Raw genomic sequence first — 16177 nt, forward strand, 5'->3', positions numbered from 1 at the left:
CAGCTATTCCCCCGCTTTTTATTCCAAAAGTTAGCCACTGCCTCTATCAAAGGAGGAGCACGATTGAGTACGTTTTTTGACATCATAGGTAAAATTTCGGCGTGGTTATGGGGTCCACCATTGATCATCGTCCTGGGTGCAACGGGTTTGTACTTAACAGTTTTATTGAAATTTATACAATTTAGGTATCCTCTTTACATTTTTAAGCAAACGGTTGGAAGTGTGTTTAAAGAGCCGAAGGGAGAAGGGACGGTCACTCCCCTCCAGGCGCTGACGTCCGCACTGTCGTCCACGATCGGGGCGGCGAATATCGTCGGGGTCCCGGCTGCGATCATGTTTGGTGGTCCTGGAGCTATTTTCTGGATGTGGGTCATTGCCCTTATCGGGATGGCGCTTAAGTTCTCGGAGAGTGTACTTGCGGTCCGCTATCGTGAGAAAAATGAAAAAGGGGAATATGTGGGCGGTCCCATGTACTATATGACGAAAGGATTGAACATGAGGTGGCTTGGCGTCTGGTTCGCCTTTGCCCTTATGATCGAGTTGATTCCAAGCATCATGGTACAAGGGAATGCTGTAGCTTCTACCGTAGAAGAAACTTTTAAGGTAGATGGATTGATTACGGGTATTGTCGTTGCGCTTATCGTCGTGCTGATTGTATTCGGCGGTATCAAAAGGATCGGTAAGGTGACGGAGATCTTCGTTCCGTTCATGGCCCTGATTTATGTAGGGAGCGCCTTAGTGATTTTGTTTATGAATATTGAGGCAGTACCTGAATTCTTCAGTTTGATTCTGTCACATGCCTTTCAACCTATGTCTGCAATGGGAGGCTTTGCCGGGGTTGCCATCGCAGAGACGATCCGCTGGGGATTTGCCAGGGGATTATACTCCAATGAGGCAGGGCTCGGAACTGCTCCGATTGCTCATGCAGCGGCGCAAACGGATCATCCTGTGCGACAGGGTCTTTGGGCGATTGTCGGGATTGTGATTGATACGATCATTGTCTGTACAGCTACTGCTTTTGTCGTCTTATCATCAGGAGTGTGGACCTCAGAAAATGCCCTCGATGATCCTTCAGCCCTGACAACGGAGGCATTTACGAGCTATTTCGGTGAGTTTGGCGGGATTCTTGTCACGATTTCATTGATTTTCTTCGTCTTGTCCACGATCATCGTCATTGTCTTTTATGGTGCAAAGCAGGCTGAATTCCTGTTCGGCTGGAAGGCGGCTCAGGGAATCAAAGTGGTTTATACCGTTGCCATCGTCCTTGGATCGGTCGGAGCTGCAAAGGTCATCTGGCAGTTCCTTGATTTAGCCCTTGCAGCCATATTGATTCCGAATATCATCGCGGTCCTTTTATTAAGTAAAGAGGTTAAAAGACTCACCAATGAGTTCTTTACTTCCGAAGAATACTATTTAAAGGACACGGGTAAGGTAAAAGAAAAGAAAATATCTTAAACTGATAGACTTGTTTTTCCAATGGGAAGAGCAAGTCTTTTTTTCTGTTAACAAAACTTCCAACTTGTGTAAAATAAAACAAAAGTTTAGAATATTAACAAAAGTTACTTTTCTTTATAGGGGTGGGAGAAAGTGAACGAGAAAGAAAAGCTTTTATTGTCTTTCATCGAAGAGAATCCGTTTATGACGCAGCAGGAATTATCCGAAAGAAGTGGGATTTCGCGATCGGCCGTAGCCGGTTATATATCCAATCTGGTCAGACAGGGGAAAATTTTAGGGCGAGCGTATGTGATACCAAAGAGGAACGGGATCACCTGCATAGGGGGAGCCAACGTCGACCGCAAGATGCAGTTGCTGGGTGAGATGATCCCGGAGACATCCAATCCTGCGAGCTCGGAACAGACGAGTGGCGGTGTGGCGAGAAATGTTGCTGAGAATCTTGGGAGACTCGGAAAGTCTACTAATCTCATCACCGTCGTAGGGGAAGACCCAGAAGGCAGCTGGCTCATGGACCAGACGAAAACCTTCGCTGATGTGTCCGGGTCCCAGAGGCTATTAAATGAAAGCACTGGGGCTTATTCTGCCGTATTGGACGAAAAGGGTGAACTGTTATTTGCCTTGGCTGATATGAACATTTATGAAAGCGTTGACATTGGCTTTATAGAAAGACGATGGGGCTTGATTGCCTCTTCAGAAATGGTGCTGCTCGATACGAATTTTCCGGAAGACGTATTGAAGTACATTATCCGGAGATGCCAATCCGAAGGGGTTCCTTTGGCAGTGATCCCTGTCTCGGCTCCAAAGGTGAAGAAACTCCCTCCTTCATTGGAAGGGGTGTCATGGTTCATCTGCAATAAAGGCGAAGCAGAGATGTATCTGAATATGACGATTGAAACCGAGGGGGATTATTTCAAAGCGGCGAAGGACCTGACGATGAGAGGCGCCGAGCGTGCTGTCATTACCCGTGGAGATCAGGGGCTGATTTATTACACTACATACAAGGAAGCAACGGCCATCCTGCCTCCAAAGGTTGAGGTACAGGATGTGACCGGGGCGGGTGATGCCCTCGTAGCCGGCATATTATTCGGCTATTTAAAGGGGTCCGATACGGACGGGGCGTGCAGGATCGGTGTGATTTGTTCTTCGATCACCCTTCAGTCGAGGCATACGGTGGCGCCAACTCTTAACGAAAGTAAGCTGCAACAGGAGTTCAGTCTCTATTATTAAGGGGGAAATGGTTGTGAATATCCATTCATATGTGGAGTACTCTGAGGAAGTCAAAGAAGCAAAAAGGAAGGGCATGGCGATTGTGGCATTGGAGTCAACGATCATCTCACACGGTATGCCATATCCGCAAAATGTGAAGACGGCAAGGGAAGTTGAAGATATCATTCGATCAAAAGGCGCGGTACCGGCAACGATCGCGATTTTGAATGGAAAGATTAAAATCGGATTATCCCGGGAGGAGCTTGAATATTTAGGGCAGGCAAGAGACGTGTCCAAGGCGAGCCGCCGTGATATCCCTTATATCCTGGTCTCCGGTAAAGACGGGGCGACGACGGTGGCGGCAACGATGATTTGTGCAGAACTTGCTGATATCCCGGTATTTGTGACGGGCGGGATCGGAGGGGTACACCGGAATGCGGAAGTGACGATGGATATTTCGGCGGATCTTGAGGAACTGGCTGTATCGAATGTCGCTGTCGTGTGTGCCGGGGCTAAATCCATATTGGATATCGGCCTGACCCTGGAATACTTGGAGACAAAGGGAGTACCCGTGTTAGGATACAAAACCGACTCATTGCCGGCCTTTTATACAAGAAGCAGCCCCTATTCCGTGAATTATAAAGTTGAATCAGCAGAAGAGACTGCAGGCATACTGAAAGCGAAATGGGAACTTGGTCTTAAGGGTGGAGTGGTTATAGCCAATCCGATTCCTGAAGGGGATGCCATGGATGAACAGAAGGTGGATCGTATCATTGAAGCCGCGTTAAAAGAAGCGGATTCAGAAGGGATCAAAGGAAAGGAAGCCACTCCCTTCCTGCTTGGAAAAGTAAAGGAGCTGACGGATGGGAAGAGCCTGACGGCCAATATCGCCCTCGTGAAGCATAATGCTCATATCGGGGCAGAGATTGCCGTTCGGTACTCCGAACTTCGCCGGATTGAAGCGATTTGAATATAGTTGACTGTAAATGACCCGGGCAGAAAGATGTGCCGGGTTTTTCGTGTGAATTGACATTCGTCGTTTATATGTTCGAAAAGGTAGGGTAAAATGGTGGTAATAACGTTACGATAAAGGAAGGTACTATGGCTCAAATGCACCCTAATCATGCATTGAATGTAGATTCAATTCCAGCCCCGGCAGCAATAATCGATGTGACCCAACCATCTTTTATAGAACAAAATGAAGAATGGAGGGGGATCACCCTCAAGGAAGACAATCTTCTCCTGAAAATGTTAGAGGATGACGATTATTCCATTCGCTTGCATCATCAATACTACGGATTCAAGAGGAAACAGATTGATGCATCCAAAGAATTGGTTATGATGATCCCACTGGGGTCCGGCGTTTCACGCGACGATTCCAATCATTCTCATTCGGCGATTTATGAAGCCCTTATCCACAACACTCCTACCTGTGTATGTATCATTGATAAAATCGGAAACGTGATGGAAATGAATCAGTCTTTCCAGGAGCTGTTTCAGATTTCTGATGCCATTCTTGGAGAACCCCTCTGTCAGCAACAGCCCCTAGAGAATCAACCCTTTCGTTCCATTGTGAAAAATGGCTTGAAAGGCTTGAATATGACAGGAGAAGAAGTTACTTTCGATATGGGTTTGCATCGGAAAATCACCTGTAACATCACCATTTCTCCAGCCAATTATCAGAGTGATGGAACGGTGGACAGTGTGGGGATCATCCTTCACGACATCACAGAAAAGAAAAAATATGAAAATGAATTGATGTCCTTGAAGGTGGAACTTGAAAATACCCTCCGCCTTCAAAAGACCATCACGTACAAGATAAAGAAAAGCGATCAGGACTTTGTCATTGAAATGGCAGCGGGTGAGCTATTGAATAAGCTGAATTTGACTCCTTCGAAAGTGATCGGGAAAACGATTCAGGAAGTGTTCGATTCCCACCATTTAGGGAAAATCCAGCCGAAGCTAAAGCGGATATGGGAAACGGGAGAAGAGTTGACCTATGAAGACGAATACAAGGAATTGGAGTATTTGGCTTCCATCGTCCCGGTAGTTCAAAAAGGTGCCGTGGTGGAAATCATCGTGTCCATATCAGACATTTCCCTGATCAAGGATATCCAGAGAAAACTGATCGAAAGCGAACAGAAATATAAATCAATCGTAAAATACAGTCCCGATAATATCTATATGGTCGATACAAACGGAATCATACAAGAGGTGAATCCCGCGGTGAAAACCCAGTGGGACCACATTTCACCGCATATGATCGGAAGCCATTTCAGTGAGTTCATAGCAGAGGGCAGTAAGAAAACGGCCATCAAGAAATTTGAAGTCGCCCTTAAAGGAGAAGCGTCGAGATTCGTGACCACCTTTGAAAATGAAGAAGGTGGCAAAAGACATGTAGCCGTCACCAACATCCCGATCCGTGTAAAGAATAAGGTGATCGGGATTTACGGATTTGGACAGGACATCACGGAAAAACTGCAGATGGAAGAAGAACTGAAAGAAGCGAAAGAGCTGCTTGAAGCCTATTTCGAGCATGCAGGAGACGGGATCGCCCTTCTGGATCCGGAAGGAAAGGTCTTAAAAGTGAATCAACAATTTGAATCGATGTTCGGGTGGACAAAGGATGAAATCACAGGAAGGGAAATCACCTTTCTCCATCAGGAAGATCAGGTCGGTCAGTTCAAACAAAACCTGGCCACAGTGATGGCCGGGAAACGGATCAAAGACTATGAAACCATCCGGTACCGGAAAGACGGCTCACCGGTTGAGATTGCGTTTAATATGAATCCAATCTTGAATGATAATGACAGGCTGATCGGGATTTCTGCCATCATACGTGATCTGTCCGAGAAGAAGCTTAACGAAGACCTGCTGAAGAAGTCAGAGCAGCTGGCGATGATCGGTCAGCTTGCAGCGGGCGTGGCTCACGAAATCAGGAATCCCCTGACGACTCTGAAAGGATTCTTACAACTCATGAAGGAAAATGCCGAAGATGACTTTTATTTTGGTGTCATCCAGGGTGAGCTTGACCGGATCGAAATCATCACCAATGAGTTTCTGGCATTGGCAAAACCAAGGGCCGTCAAGTTTTCCCTGACATCCCTGACAACCCTTCTCACGAGCTCTGTTGAATTCATCAAGATGGAATGCCTGAAGCAGGGGGTCGATGTAAGGTTCTCTGTGGAAGAAGCCGAAATTCACTGTGATTCCCATCAAATGAAACAGGTCATCTTGAATGTGATGAAAAATGCCCTGGAAGCCATGCCTGCCGGGGGACTCCTCAATGTTCAGTTAGAAAAGGTGGATGGCCATGGGAAAATCTCGATTCAGGACAACGGGAGCGGGATCCCTCCTGAGCGCATGAAACACCTGGGCGAACCGTTTTATAGCACGAAAGAAAAAGGGACCGGACTCGGACTGATGATTTGTCAGAAAATCATCAAGGAGCATCACGGCTCACTATCGATTCAAAGCAACGTCAGCGAAGGGACCACCGTCACGATCCTTTTGCCGATTGCCAAAGATCATTAGAAAGTACTCCACGATGAGAGATGAATCTTGTCGTGGAGTTTTTTTGTTTACACGGGTATTGTCGATTTTTTAAATGAAATAATCCGACAAATAATGAAAAAGAATTTGGAGGGAAGTGAGTGGTAACACTGATATTTTCCCGGGAAATAGCCTCTTCCACAAATTTCTTCATGAAGGTTTTCTTGGAAGGAACTTGTCACCTCTTGTCGGGAGCACACCGGCAAGTTTCAACATCCTGGAAATAGGTTAAATGAATGGAAAGAGGTGAAGAGAGATGAAGACGAACGTCTTTATAAGCGGTGGAGGCATTGGAGGTCTGACACTCGGACTGAAACTCGCCCAGTGTAACATCGATGTAACCGTCGTAGAGCGGTTGCCGGGGCCGGGTTCCGTTTACAAGGGTGAGCTTCTCCAGCCGAAAAGCCTGGAAATATTCGATTCCCTGGGTGTCATAGACGATGTCTTCCAGAACGGACACAGCATTTCCGATCTGGAACTGATTGAATTGAAACGGGCCAAATCGAAGGCAGAACATTCAACCATGAGCTATTCCATCCTCCCGACTCCGTATCCATTTTCCCTCATGATCCATCATGAAACGCTAAAGGGCATCCTGCGAAAAAAAGGGGAAGCATATCCATCCTTCCATTATCGGGCGAATACCGTCTGTAAAAAGATAAATGGTCATTCGGTGACTGTCCTGGAACGGGAGTCGAAGGCAGAAACTGAGATTCACAGTGACTTCATTATCGGGGCAGAGGGAAGGAGCTCAGTCACCCGCGACTATATGGAAGTGGATGTGAAAGAGAAAAAGTACAATCATCATTTCCTCACGGTTACATTCCCACGACCAAAGGAAATGGTGAAGGGGCGCATCATTTCTACATATCAGTCATTTTTAGGCTTGTTTCCACTACCGGACAATGAGGTGAGGTCGGTTTATCTTATCCCGGCAGGTGAATACAAAACACTCCGGAAAAAACCGATTTCAGAGTTTCATAAACTTTATATTGACATGTGCCCGGATCTTGACGGGTATGTGAATCAGATAGACGATTGGAAGAAAATCCAGCTCATGGTCCCATTGAAATATCATGCTGAGACCTATGTGAAGGATCATTTCGCCCTTATCGGAGACGCCGTCCATACGGTTCATCCCATGGCGGGTGAAGGGATGAATATGGCGATTCAGGATGGCAGTATCCTCGGTGAGCTATTATGTGACATGTATAAAGAGGGGAAATTAGATCCGGCCAATTTGGAATGGTATCCAAACGTGAGAAAAAAGAGGGTCGCCCATCAGATGCACCTCAGTCACTTATCGGCCCTCGTCTATTCCTATCCTTACCGACCCGTCGGCTGGCTCCGGAATAAGAGCCTGCAGAGGATGGAAAAGGATTCGATTTCCCATTACAAACAGATGCTGAACATTTCAGGTCTCGGCGTGTGGAGGGAAACCCTTTATGACCGGATGATCCAGGGGGGCATGCTTCCGATCAGACTTGATTCATTAACAGAAGAAGAAAAATCAACGACTGCATTTACTGAAAAGCAGGACTATCCCTGGAAAGGAAAGGAGGCGTTACAATGATTGGAGAAATGGTAAAGGTATGGCGGGCGCGTACCTGGATGAAAAAGAATGTCCCTTTCTTATACAGCTGGCATGCCTATGTCGGATATGAAATGGATCTGTTCGATCAATTTACAAAGCCTGCTTCCATTCAGGAAGTGGCGCTCTCTCAAAACATCGAAATGGACCTCCTTGAACAATGGGTGGAAGTAGGGATCACCATTAAGCATTTGAAACGGGTGGAGGACGCAAAAGTCACGACGAGGAACAGATGGAAGCTTCCTACATCCAAAAAAGATCCCCACTCATCGGGGATCCTGCTGAAAGAAATGATGGAGCTGCATATCCCGGCCCTGTTATCGTACCCTCAACTACTCCGGAATCAGACGAAACAGCACTTTAACTCGGATGTCCACGGCTCAACCGTAGCGAAAACGTCGATCCTATTGGAACGATTTGCTTTTCCAAAGGTGCAGAAGGCGATTAAGAAATACAATGCGGACTCCATACTGGACTTGGGATGCGGTGAAGGAGGGTATGTGAAGAGGATAGGAGAGCGTTATCCTGATAAGAAAATGGTGGGGGTCGAGATCCATCAAGCCGTTGCCAAAGCGGCAGAAAAGTCTCTTAAAGACTTCGAAAATATCGATATCCACTGTGGAGACCTGCATGAATATGAGCCCGAACAGCACTTTGATATGATCATGGCCAATAATCTCTTTCACTATATCGATCCATCCGAACGTCTGCAATTTTTTGAAAAAGCATCTGCGTGGCTCGGGTCCGAAGGGGTCTTCTTCGTCCTGACACCAATGCAGAAATCCAAGCATGGAAAACAATTCTCCAGTGCCTTCAACAGTTTCTTCATGACATTCCAGAACCTGTACCCGATTCCTTCCCAGAAGGAAATGGAGACACTCGCCGGGAAAACCAATTTCAAAGTCGAGTCCGTCGAGCCGATCGTGAAAGAAGGCGGATGGTACGTAATGATATTCAGGAAAAGAGGTTGGGACAAAAGTATTTAGTTAAAAGAAAAACCGAACGATCATTCGAAATTTTATTTATACATCGAAATCGTTCGGATTTTTCATTTGGATGTTTACATACATATTGTTACTTTTGGATGTAGTAAGTAGTGGTTGATTTCCGCTCCAGGTGCTCGCTTTCCGCGGGGCTGGCGGTGAGCCTCCTCGGCTTCGCCTCCGGGGTCTCACCTGTCCAGCGTTTCCCGCAGGAGTCGAGCACCTTCCGCTCCAATCAACTTTCGAAGCGTAAGTGTTTCACTTATAACATTGTAATGTCGAGATTGATTCCCAATGCATACACCAACTCTTATTCTATTAGTTGCAGTGACTGATAACCGTTGCTTATACAAATACTTTTTCTGCACCTACACTGCCTGAATGATCGAACATTTGAAAATTATAGTCTATGTATGAGTAACAAAGACCTTGGTGAAATTTGCCTATTATATAGCAGGTTCTAGCTATTGATTGGAGTGCAAGACGAAGACTCCTACGGGAAAAGCGGAATAGGTAAGACCCCGCAGGAGCGTCAGTGACGAGGAGGCTTGCCTTCCGCCCGAGGAAAGCGAAGTCTTGCACGGAAATCAAAAGCGGTGTAACAAGTGATCCCTAACTATTTTTTGATTGTTCGTCTCTAGAAGAAGCGGATTTAGTTATGTCCCAGCTTCTTTTGTTTGGGGTTTGCTTTGTAGTTCAGCTGCTGAATAGCGCCAGAGCTTCACCTGTCAAAAACCTAAAGAGATTCAGCTGCTGAACACCATGGTCACACATTCATCATAATTTTTTTATGTAACAGGGTAATCACTCGTTATTTTAGGGTAAAAATAGAAAAGTAGATCATGAATGTGGAGGAGAGCCGATTGAGTAAACATGAAATATATGATTGTATCGGAATCGGGATTGGGCCGTACAATTTGAGTTTGGCTGCCCTGATGGAGGAGAGGACAGATCTGAAAGTGAAGTTCTTCGATCAGACTCCGGAGTTTCAGTGGCACCCGGGGATGCTGATCGACCAGACCGATTTGCAGGTGCCGTTCATCGCAGACCTGGTGACGTTTGCGAATCCACAGAGCCGGTATAGTTATTTGAATTATTTACATACCCATAATCGTTTATATAAATTTTTCTTTTTTCAAAAGTTTGAAATGCCGCGTCAGGAATACAATGAGTATGCCCGCTGGGTCTCGGGTCAGCTGAGTTCATGCCAATTTCATAGTGAAGTGATCGGGGTAACGGATGTTGGCGATTGTTATAAAGTGGTGGTCGATAACCGGCTGGAAGATGAGCGTGAGGTTTATTATGCGAAGCATATTGTGATGGGAACGGGAAGCAAGCCTCTTATTTTAGATGAAATGGAAGGGTTGCGGGATGAGGACGTCCATCATACGAGCAAGTATCTGTTCCATAAAAAAACGACGATGGAAGGGGCCTCCATCACGATTGTGGGATCCGGTCAAAGTGCAGCCGAGGTGTTCTATGATTTATTGAAGGAGCAGGAAAATCATTCATATCAGCTGACATGGCTGACCCGTTCAGAGGGGATCCTGCAGCTTGAGTCATCGAAGCTCGGGCAGGAATTCTTTGCCCCTGATTATGTGGACTATTTCCATGGACTGACGTATGAAAAGCGGATGGAAGCCTTGAAAACCCTCGATCAGCTCAGGAACGGGATCGATCCGGACACCCTTAACAATATTTATAACATTCTCTATAACCATTCCGGCAGCGATCAGTCCCCCCGCACGACCATCCAGCCCCTGACGGAAGTGAACAAGATCCGGAATAAAGGGGATGGTTACGTATTGAGTTGCCGCCAATGGCAGGAAGACCGTGAATTCACTTATCAAAGCGATAAAGTGATTTTAGCGACAGGGTACAAGCCGAATATTCCTGAATGGTTTTTTGAAGAATTTGAAGACAACATCGTGTGGGAAGATGATAAGAAATTTAAGGTTTCCCGGAACTATAAGCTTCAGTTTAAAGAAAAGCCGGATCGCGATCATCATTTTTACACAGTGACGAATCTGGAGCACTCCCACGGTGCCGGGGCGACGAATCTTGGATTGGCCGTCGACCGGAATATTCATATCATTAATGACATCGTGGGGAAAGAAGTGTATGAAGTACAAAGGGATACAATCTTCTCTCAATTCACGATGGATAATTAAGGGTTTTAATTTTTGTGTGCCGGGTAAAGTATAAGTGTGATAATAAATCAAACAATAGTAGGAGTGTTCTATTTTATGGCTAAGATTGCAACATTAATTACAGACATGTTTGAAGACGTAGAATTTACAGATCCTGAAAAAGCGTTTAAAGAAGCAGGCCACGAAGTCGTGACGATTGAAAAAGAAAAAGGAAAATCAGTCAAAGGCAAACAGGGCGATGCAACGGTGAAAATCGATGAAAGCATCGATGATGTCAATCCTGCAGACTTTGATGCCTTATTATTACCAGGCGGATTTTCTCCGGATCAGCTGCGTGCAGATGATCGTTTCGTGAAATTCACCAAGCATTTCATGGATGAGAAAAAGCCGGTATTCGCGATTTGCCACGGACCACAATTACTTATTACGGCAAAAGCGCTGGAAGGACGAAAAGCAACAGGCTTCAAGTCCATCAAAGTCGATATGGAATATGCCGGTGTGACATACGAGGACAAAGAAGTCGTCGTGTGCGGCAATCAGCTTGTAACCAGCAGAACGCCCGATGATATTCCGGCATTCAACCGTGAATCACTGGCGCTTCTATCAAAATAGGCAGATAAATGAAAGGGGACATTCCCCAAGGTATTTTGTACCTTTGTGGGAATGTCCCTTTTTTTAGTCACTGATCACGCTTTTCTTCTAAGGTTACCCATTTCTTCAATGATCGCGTTCATTTCGCTCGGGCTGAAATGATCCTTGCGATTCACCATGACATAAAGGTCGTGGAGATCTTCGTACATTTCTTCATTGAAATCTTCAGGCTTGACGGCACCTGCATTGACCATTCTTAATTTTTCTTTAATCGATGTGACCATGAATTCGATGTTCTCTGCTGTGTTTTGTGATAAATCCATCTTCGAATCGTCCTTTCTGACGTGCAATATAGTACATTTATCTTTCCATGATTCCTTCATCTTGTCAATGAGGCATGGATAGAAGTGACTCTTGGAGGATTTTTTTCGGAGAATGTTTTACACTATAAAGGAATGGGAAATGAGTAGATAAGCTAATACGTGAGAATGCCGCCAGAAAGTATATGGTGAAGTGGAATCCGGCTGCAGCCGATTGCTGAATAAAAAACAATAATCATTTGAAGGAGGGTAATACATATGGGAAGAAATAAGTTTTACAAAGGGGTCATGCTTGGTGCTGTTGCAGGAGGGCTTCTGGCTCTACTGGACAGGTCGACACGTCAGGAAGTGGGCTCTACTTTAAAAAACAGTGGACAGTATATATCCACCTATTCAAAAAATCCTCAGAGATTATTTGAATCTTCCAGGGAAGTGTATGAGAAACTGCGCATGACGGCCGATCAAGTCTCGAGGGACATTCACTTCATCAGTAAAAAAGTAGATGAAATCAAAGGGATGACCCCTCAGGTGAAAGAGATCATCGAGGAGACGAAAGAAACGTTTGAAGACTCTTCAGAATCGTATAAAGATACATTTTCAGGTCAAGAACCATCGAATGAACTAACTGCTCAGGATGAAGAGAGCCAGCCGGTTGCTTCTTCATTTAAGGGGTATTAACGAAATGAGGTGAAAGCATGTCGGATGAGACGGTCAAAGGAGAATGGAAAGGATTTTCGAAAAGTCTTTTCGCCAATATCAGTGCGAATGACGTAACGGGCCTTGCTGCGCAAATTGCCTATTACTTTCTTTTATCGCTCTTCCCACTGCTGATATTTATTGTCACCCTTCTTCCGTATCTGCCTTTTGAACAGGGGGATATTCTTGGATTGGTAAGGGACTTTGCCCCGGGTGAAACGATGTCGATGATTGAGGAAACGCTGCAGGACGTCATGTCCAACCGCAATTCAGGTTTACTTTCCGTCAGTATCATCGCCACGATCTGGTCGGCTTCCAATGGGATGAATGCCATTGTGAAGAGCTTGAACCGGGCATATGATGTCGAGGAAACAAGGTCGTTCATTGCCACGCGCCTGATGTCCATTCTGTTGACATTCGCCATGATCCTGGTATTTGTCATCGCTCTCCTGCTTCCGGTATTCGGTAAGCAGATTGGTCTTTTCCTATTTTCTCAATTCGGATTTTCAGATCAATTTTTAACGATATGGAACGGAATTCGCTGGGCCATCACGCCCATCATTCTCTTTATCATTTTCGTCGGATTGTATTTTTTTGCTCCAAGTAAACGGATCAAATGTTTAAGTGCGTTTCCGGGAGCGATCTTTGCGACGCTTGGTTGGGTACTCGCGTCCTTGGCCTTTTCGTATTACGTAGGGAGCTTTGGAAATTATTCCGCCACATACGGCAGCATCGGTGGGATCATCGTCCTCATGATCTGGTTCTACTTGACGGGAATCATCATCATGATTGGTGGAGAAATCAATGCACTCGTCACGATTAAAGACAAAGATTCGTGTTAAAATAGGGGAAATCATTCCCCTGACATAGTAAAGGTTGGAGTAGGGGAAGATTCTATTAAACATTCGTGTTTAAGGGGTCTTCTTTTTTTATGTGATAGAGAAAGTGAGGTGTGGGATATGTTAATTGCTGCAATGGTAGAACGGCTCGGCATCATCGTCACGATTGCCTTTGTGATGACGAGGATCAGCTTCTTCCGGCATCTGATCGAGAAGCGAACACATGTGAAGAAATCCCAGACGTTCCTCCTTATCCTGCTGTTTGGCTTCTTCGGAATCGTTGGTACATATACAGGGTTGATCGTGAATCCGTTTCAGGAAGAATATACGAAATGGCAATGGCATCTTCAACAAAATGAAGCGATTGCGAACTCGCGGGTAATCGGCGTTGTGGTAGCAGGACTCCTCGGTGGTCCATGGATCGGTCTCGGGGCCGGATTGGTAGCGGGTGTCCACCGGTATTTCCTTGGGGGATTCACTGCGTTCTCATGCGGGATTTCGACGGTGCTCGCAGGTCTGTTGGCAGGCTGGATAGGAAAGCGCGAAAAGAAAAATAGGCTCGTCTCCCCTAAAAAAGCGTTTCTTGTCGGCTTTATTGCAGAGGGGATGCAGATGCTTCTCATTCTGTTATTGTCGAAACCCTTTGACGATGCTTACCTGCTCGTGTCTGATATCGGTTGGCCGATGATTATCGCCAATGCTGTCGGGACAGGGATCTTCCTGCTTATCATTAAAAGTGTATTTCAAGAAGAGGAACGGATGGGGGCTGCTCAGTCCCAGAAAGCACTGCGCCTGGCAGACAGCACGGTGAAATATATGCGAAAAGGATTGAACGTATCGTCAGCCCGGGCAACATGTGAAATCCTCATGAGGGATGTCAATGCCCTGGCCGTATCGATCACGAATACATCCCACATCCTCGCTCATGTCGGACTTGCTTCTGATCACCACCATGAAGGGCGCCCGATACAAACGGAAGCAACGAAACGGGTCATCGAAACCGGTGACCTGATGAAGGTGGGACGGGAGGATATCCAGTGTGACCGGAGCGGGTGTCCATTAGGAGCGGCCATCATGGCCCCGCTTTTAAAAGGGGACGACATCGTCGGGACCCTTAAATTCTATTTTCACTCTGAAAAGGAAATTTCACCGATATTGATGGAGTTAACCAAGGGGATTGCGACACTTCTTAGTCATCAGCTGGAGCTTGCGGAAATCGATACCCATAAGGAGCTTGCAAAAGAGTCCGAAGTAAAGGCGCTCCAGGCCCAGATCAATCCCCATTTTCTGTTCAATACGATCAATGTCATCGTGTCATTGACGCGGATCAATCCGGATAAGGCCAGGACACTGCTTATTTCCCTTTCCCAATTCGTCCGCCAGAATCTGACGGGGAGCACGAAATCAACGTCCACTCTCAAAGAAGAAGGACAGCATGTGAAAGCATACCTGGCCATTGAAGAAGCGCGATTCTTTGACCGGCTGGAAGTCGTGTACCAGATCGATGAAGATGCCTTACAGGTGAAAGTCCCTTCCATCACCCTGCAACCCCTCGTGGAAAATGCGATCAAGCATGGGATGAAAAATGTAGAAGAAGGGTTTATGTTAACGATCTCCATAAGGAAAGAAGGAGAGAAAGTGAACGTCAGCGTGACGGATAATGGATGTGGTATCGCTGAAGGCAGAATGAGTAAGCTATTATCGGAGCCCATGGAATCACAGGGAGGCACAGGGATCGGTCTATACAATGTGAACAAACGCCTGGAAATGATGATGGGAAAAGAAGCAGGGCTAAAGATCTCATCTTCAAAGGAAAGTGGAACCACCGTTGCCTTTACGTTAAGGAGTGAAAAGGAATGAAAATCGCGATCATCGATGATGAACCATACAGCCGGGAGGAAATAAAGCATCTCCTCGGCAGTTATCCCTGGGCGGAAGTGGTCGGGGAAGCAAGCTCAGCCGAGAAGGGCCTCGAAATCATTTTGACGAAAGAACCTGACGTCCTGTTCTTGGACATCGAGATGCCCGGCATGAGCGGAGTGGATCTCGCCGAGGCCCTTCAGAACATGAAGCATAAGCCGGAAATCGTCTTTGCCACGGCTTACCCTGACTATGCCCTTAAAGCGTTCAGGGTCGAGGCTGTCGATTATCTGCTGAAGCCTTTTGAAGAGGATCAGCTTGCCCAAACGATGGAGAGGTTGAAGTCCCTGGTAAAGATCGAACACCGTGAGAATCCATCCCTGGGGAAACTGGCCGTGCATGATGAGGATAAGATTGTATTCGTCAAGCCGGGGGATATTCTCTACATTTTCAGGGAAGAGCGGGAAACATTCATCTGTACGGAAAAAAAGAAATACACGTGCAGGCTGCCAATCAAGGAATTGGAAGCAAAACTCAGCACCTATCCGTTCTTCCGCGTCCACAAAAGCTATCTCGTTCAGCTGCCCTTCGTGGAAGAACTGATTCCATGGGGAAGCGGGGTCTACCAGCTGAAGGTTCATGGGGCTGATGAGGCGATTCCTGTGAGCCGGAATTATGTGAAGGAATTGCGGGAGCGGTTGGAGTTGTAGTTGTAGTTGTAGTGTAGTTTGGGTGTACCAGGTACAATCGGAGGGACTTGTACCTGGTACATTTTTTGATTTTTGTACCAGGTACAAAATGGTTGATGGGTGCCTGGTACAAAACACTCGATCTGTACCAGGCACGAATTACGCAATCAGTACCAGGCACCGGCCATTTCCAAAAGCACGTCAATCCCTGCTTCCTGCATTTCAGCACTGATTTTTAACATCTT

Annotated in this window: 13 protein-coding genes; 12 read left to right on the forward strand and 1 reads right to left on the reverse strand. The window is 46.2% G+C overall.

Going from position 1 to position 16177, the window contains the following annotated elements:
- The first annotated feature begins 63 nt into the window (after positions 1-63).
- From AC0VXY_RS02940 to AC0VXY_RS02975, 8 genes are all read left to right on the forward strand, one after another.
- Positions 64-1455 carry an alanine/glycine:cation symporter family protein gene (locus tag AC0VXY_RS02940; protein WP_435993494.1) on the forward strand — a complete coding sequence of 464 codons (1392 nt, stop codon included), beginning with the start codon at positions 64-66 and terminating at the stop codon, positions 1453-1455.
- A gap of 132 nt (positions 1456-1587) precedes the next feature.
- Positions 1588-2682 carry a carbohydrate kinase gene (locus tag AC0VXY_RS02945; protein WP_435993492.1) on the forward strand — a complete coding sequence of 365 codons (1095 nt, stop codon included), beginning with the start codon at positions 1588-1590 and terminating at the stop codon, positions 2680-2682.
- Between the two features lie 19 nt (positions 2683-2701).
- A complete protein-coding gene (locus tag AC0VXY_RS02950; protein ID WP_475527800.1) occupies positions 2702-3631 on the forward strand; it encodes a pseudouridine-5'-phosphate glycosidase in 930 nt (309 codons plus the stop codon).
- A gap of 158 nt (positions 3632-3789) precedes the next feature.
- The gene (locus AC0VXY_RS02955; protein ID WP_475526827.1) at positions 3790-6195 is read left to right on the forward strand and encodes a PAS domain-containing protein; all 2406 of its coding nucleotides are present in this window, start codon (positions 3790-3792) and stop codon (positions 6193-6195) included.
- Between the two features lie 274 nt (positions 6196-6469).
- Positions 6470-7786, forward strand: coding sequence for an FAD-dependent oxidoreductase (locus tag AC0VXY_RS02960; protein ID WP_475526828.1), 1317 nt, complete (start codon positions 6470-6472; stop codon positions 7784-7786).
- A complete protein-coding gene (locus AC0VXY_RS02965) occupies positions 7783-8790 on the forward strand; it encodes a class I SAM-dependent methyltransferase (protein WP_435993486.1) in 1008 nt (335 codons plus the stop codon). The genes AC0VXY_RS02960 and AC0VXY_RS02965 overlap by 4 nt, the downstream gene beginning before the upstream one ends.
- 860 nt (positions 8791-9650) lie before the next feature.
- The gene (locus AC0VXY_RS02970) at positions 9651-10958 is read left to right on the forward strand and encodes a lysine N(6)-hydroxylase/L-ornithine N(5)-oxygenase family protein (protein ID WP_475526829.1); all 1308 of its coding nucleotides are present in this window, start codon (positions 9651-9653) and stop codon (positions 10956-10958) included.
- A 75-nt stretch (positions 10959-11033) separates the two neighbouring features.
- Positions 11034-11549, forward strand: coding sequence for a type 1 glutamine amidotransferase domain-containing protein (locus AC0VXY_RS02975; protein WP_060671407.1), 516 nt, complete (start codon positions 11034-11036; stop codon positions 11547-11549).
- A 74-nt stretch (positions 11550-11623) separates the two neighbouring features.
- Here the strand turns inward: AC0VXY_RS02975 and AC0VXY_RS02980 are convergent, their stop codons facing one another.
- The gene (locus tag AC0VXY_RS02980; protein ID WP_435993482.1) at positions 11624-11851 is read right to left on the reverse strand and encodes a DUF1128 domain-containing protein; all 228 of its coding nucleotides are present in this window, start codon (positions 11849-11851) and stop codon (positions 11624-11626) included.
- A 255-nt stretch (positions 11852-12106) separates the two neighbouring features.
- Between AC0VXY_RS02980 and AC0VXY_RS02985 the strand changes: the two genes are divergently transcribed.
- The 4 genes from AC0VXY_RS02985 to AC0VXY_RS03000 all read left to right on the forward strand — a co-directional run bounded on the left by AC0VXY_RS02985 (position 12107) and on the right by AC0VXY_RS03000 (position 15953).
- Positions 12107-12526: a hypothetical protein gene (locus AC0VXY_RS02985; protein ID WP_475526830.1), complete on the forward strand. Its 420-nt coding sequence runs from the start codon at positions 12107-12109 to the stop codon at positions 12524-12526.
- A gap of 17 nt (positions 12527-12543) precedes the next feature.
- Positions 12544-13386 carry a YihY/virulence factor BrkB family protein gene (locus AC0VXY_RS02990; protein ID WP_435993478.1) on the forward strand — a complete coding sequence of 281 codons (843 nt, stop codon included), beginning with the start codon at positions 12544-12546 and terminating at the stop codon, positions 13384-13386.
- A gap of 117 nt (positions 13387-13503) precedes the next feature.
- Positions 13504-15243, forward strand: coding sequence for a LytS/YhcK type 5TM receptor domain-containing protein (locus tag AC0VXY_RS02995; protein ID WP_475526831.1), 1740 nt, complete (start codon positions 13504-13506; stop codon positions 15241-15243).
- Complete coding sequence (locus tag AC0VXY_RS03000) at positions 15240-15953, forward strand: LytR/AlgR family response regulator transcription factor (protein ID WP_475526832.1); 714 nt, start codon at positions 15240-15242, stop codon at positions 15951-15953. The genes AC0VXY_RS02995 and AC0VXY_RS03000 overlap by 4 nt, the downstream gene beginning before the upstream one ends.
- The last annotated feature ends 224 nt before the right edge of the window (positions 15954-16177 follow it).

Source organism: Rossellomorea sp. QJM3NY_18 (assembly GCF_056173145.1).

Coding starts and splice junctions, on each gene's coding strand:
- AC0VXY_RS02990 (WP_435993478.1), top strand. CDS start 12,544: ATGTCGGATGAGACGGTCAAAGGAGAATGGAAAGGATTTTCGAAAAGT.
- AC0VXY_RS02965 (WP_435993486.1), top strand. CDS start 7,783: ATGATTGGAGAAATGGTAAAGGTATGGCGGGCGCGTACCTGGATGAAA.
- AC0VXY_RS02995 (WP_475526831.1), top strand. CDS start 13,504: ATGTTAATTGCTGCAATGGTAGAACGGCTCGGCATCATCGTCACGATT.
- AC0VXY_RS03000 (WP_475526832.1), top strand. CDS start 15,240: ATGAAAATCGCGATCATCGATGATGAACCATACAGCCGGGAGGAAATA.
- AC0VXY_RS02960 (WP_475526828.1), top strand. CDS start 6,470: ATGAAGACGAACGTCTTTATAAGCGGTGGAGGCATTGGAGGTCTGACA.
- AC0VXY_RS02980 (WP_435993482.1), bottom strand. CDS start 11,851: ATGGATTTATCACAAAACACAGCAGAGAACATCGAATTCATGGTCACA.
- AC0VXY_RS02985 (WP_475526830.1), top strand. CDS start 12,107: ATGGGAAGAAATAAGTTTTACAAAGGGGTCATGCTTGGTGCTGTTGCA.
- AC0VXY_RS02975 (WP_060671407.1), top strand. CDS start 11,034: ATGGCTAAGATTGCAACATTAATTACAGACATGTTTGAAGACGTAGAA.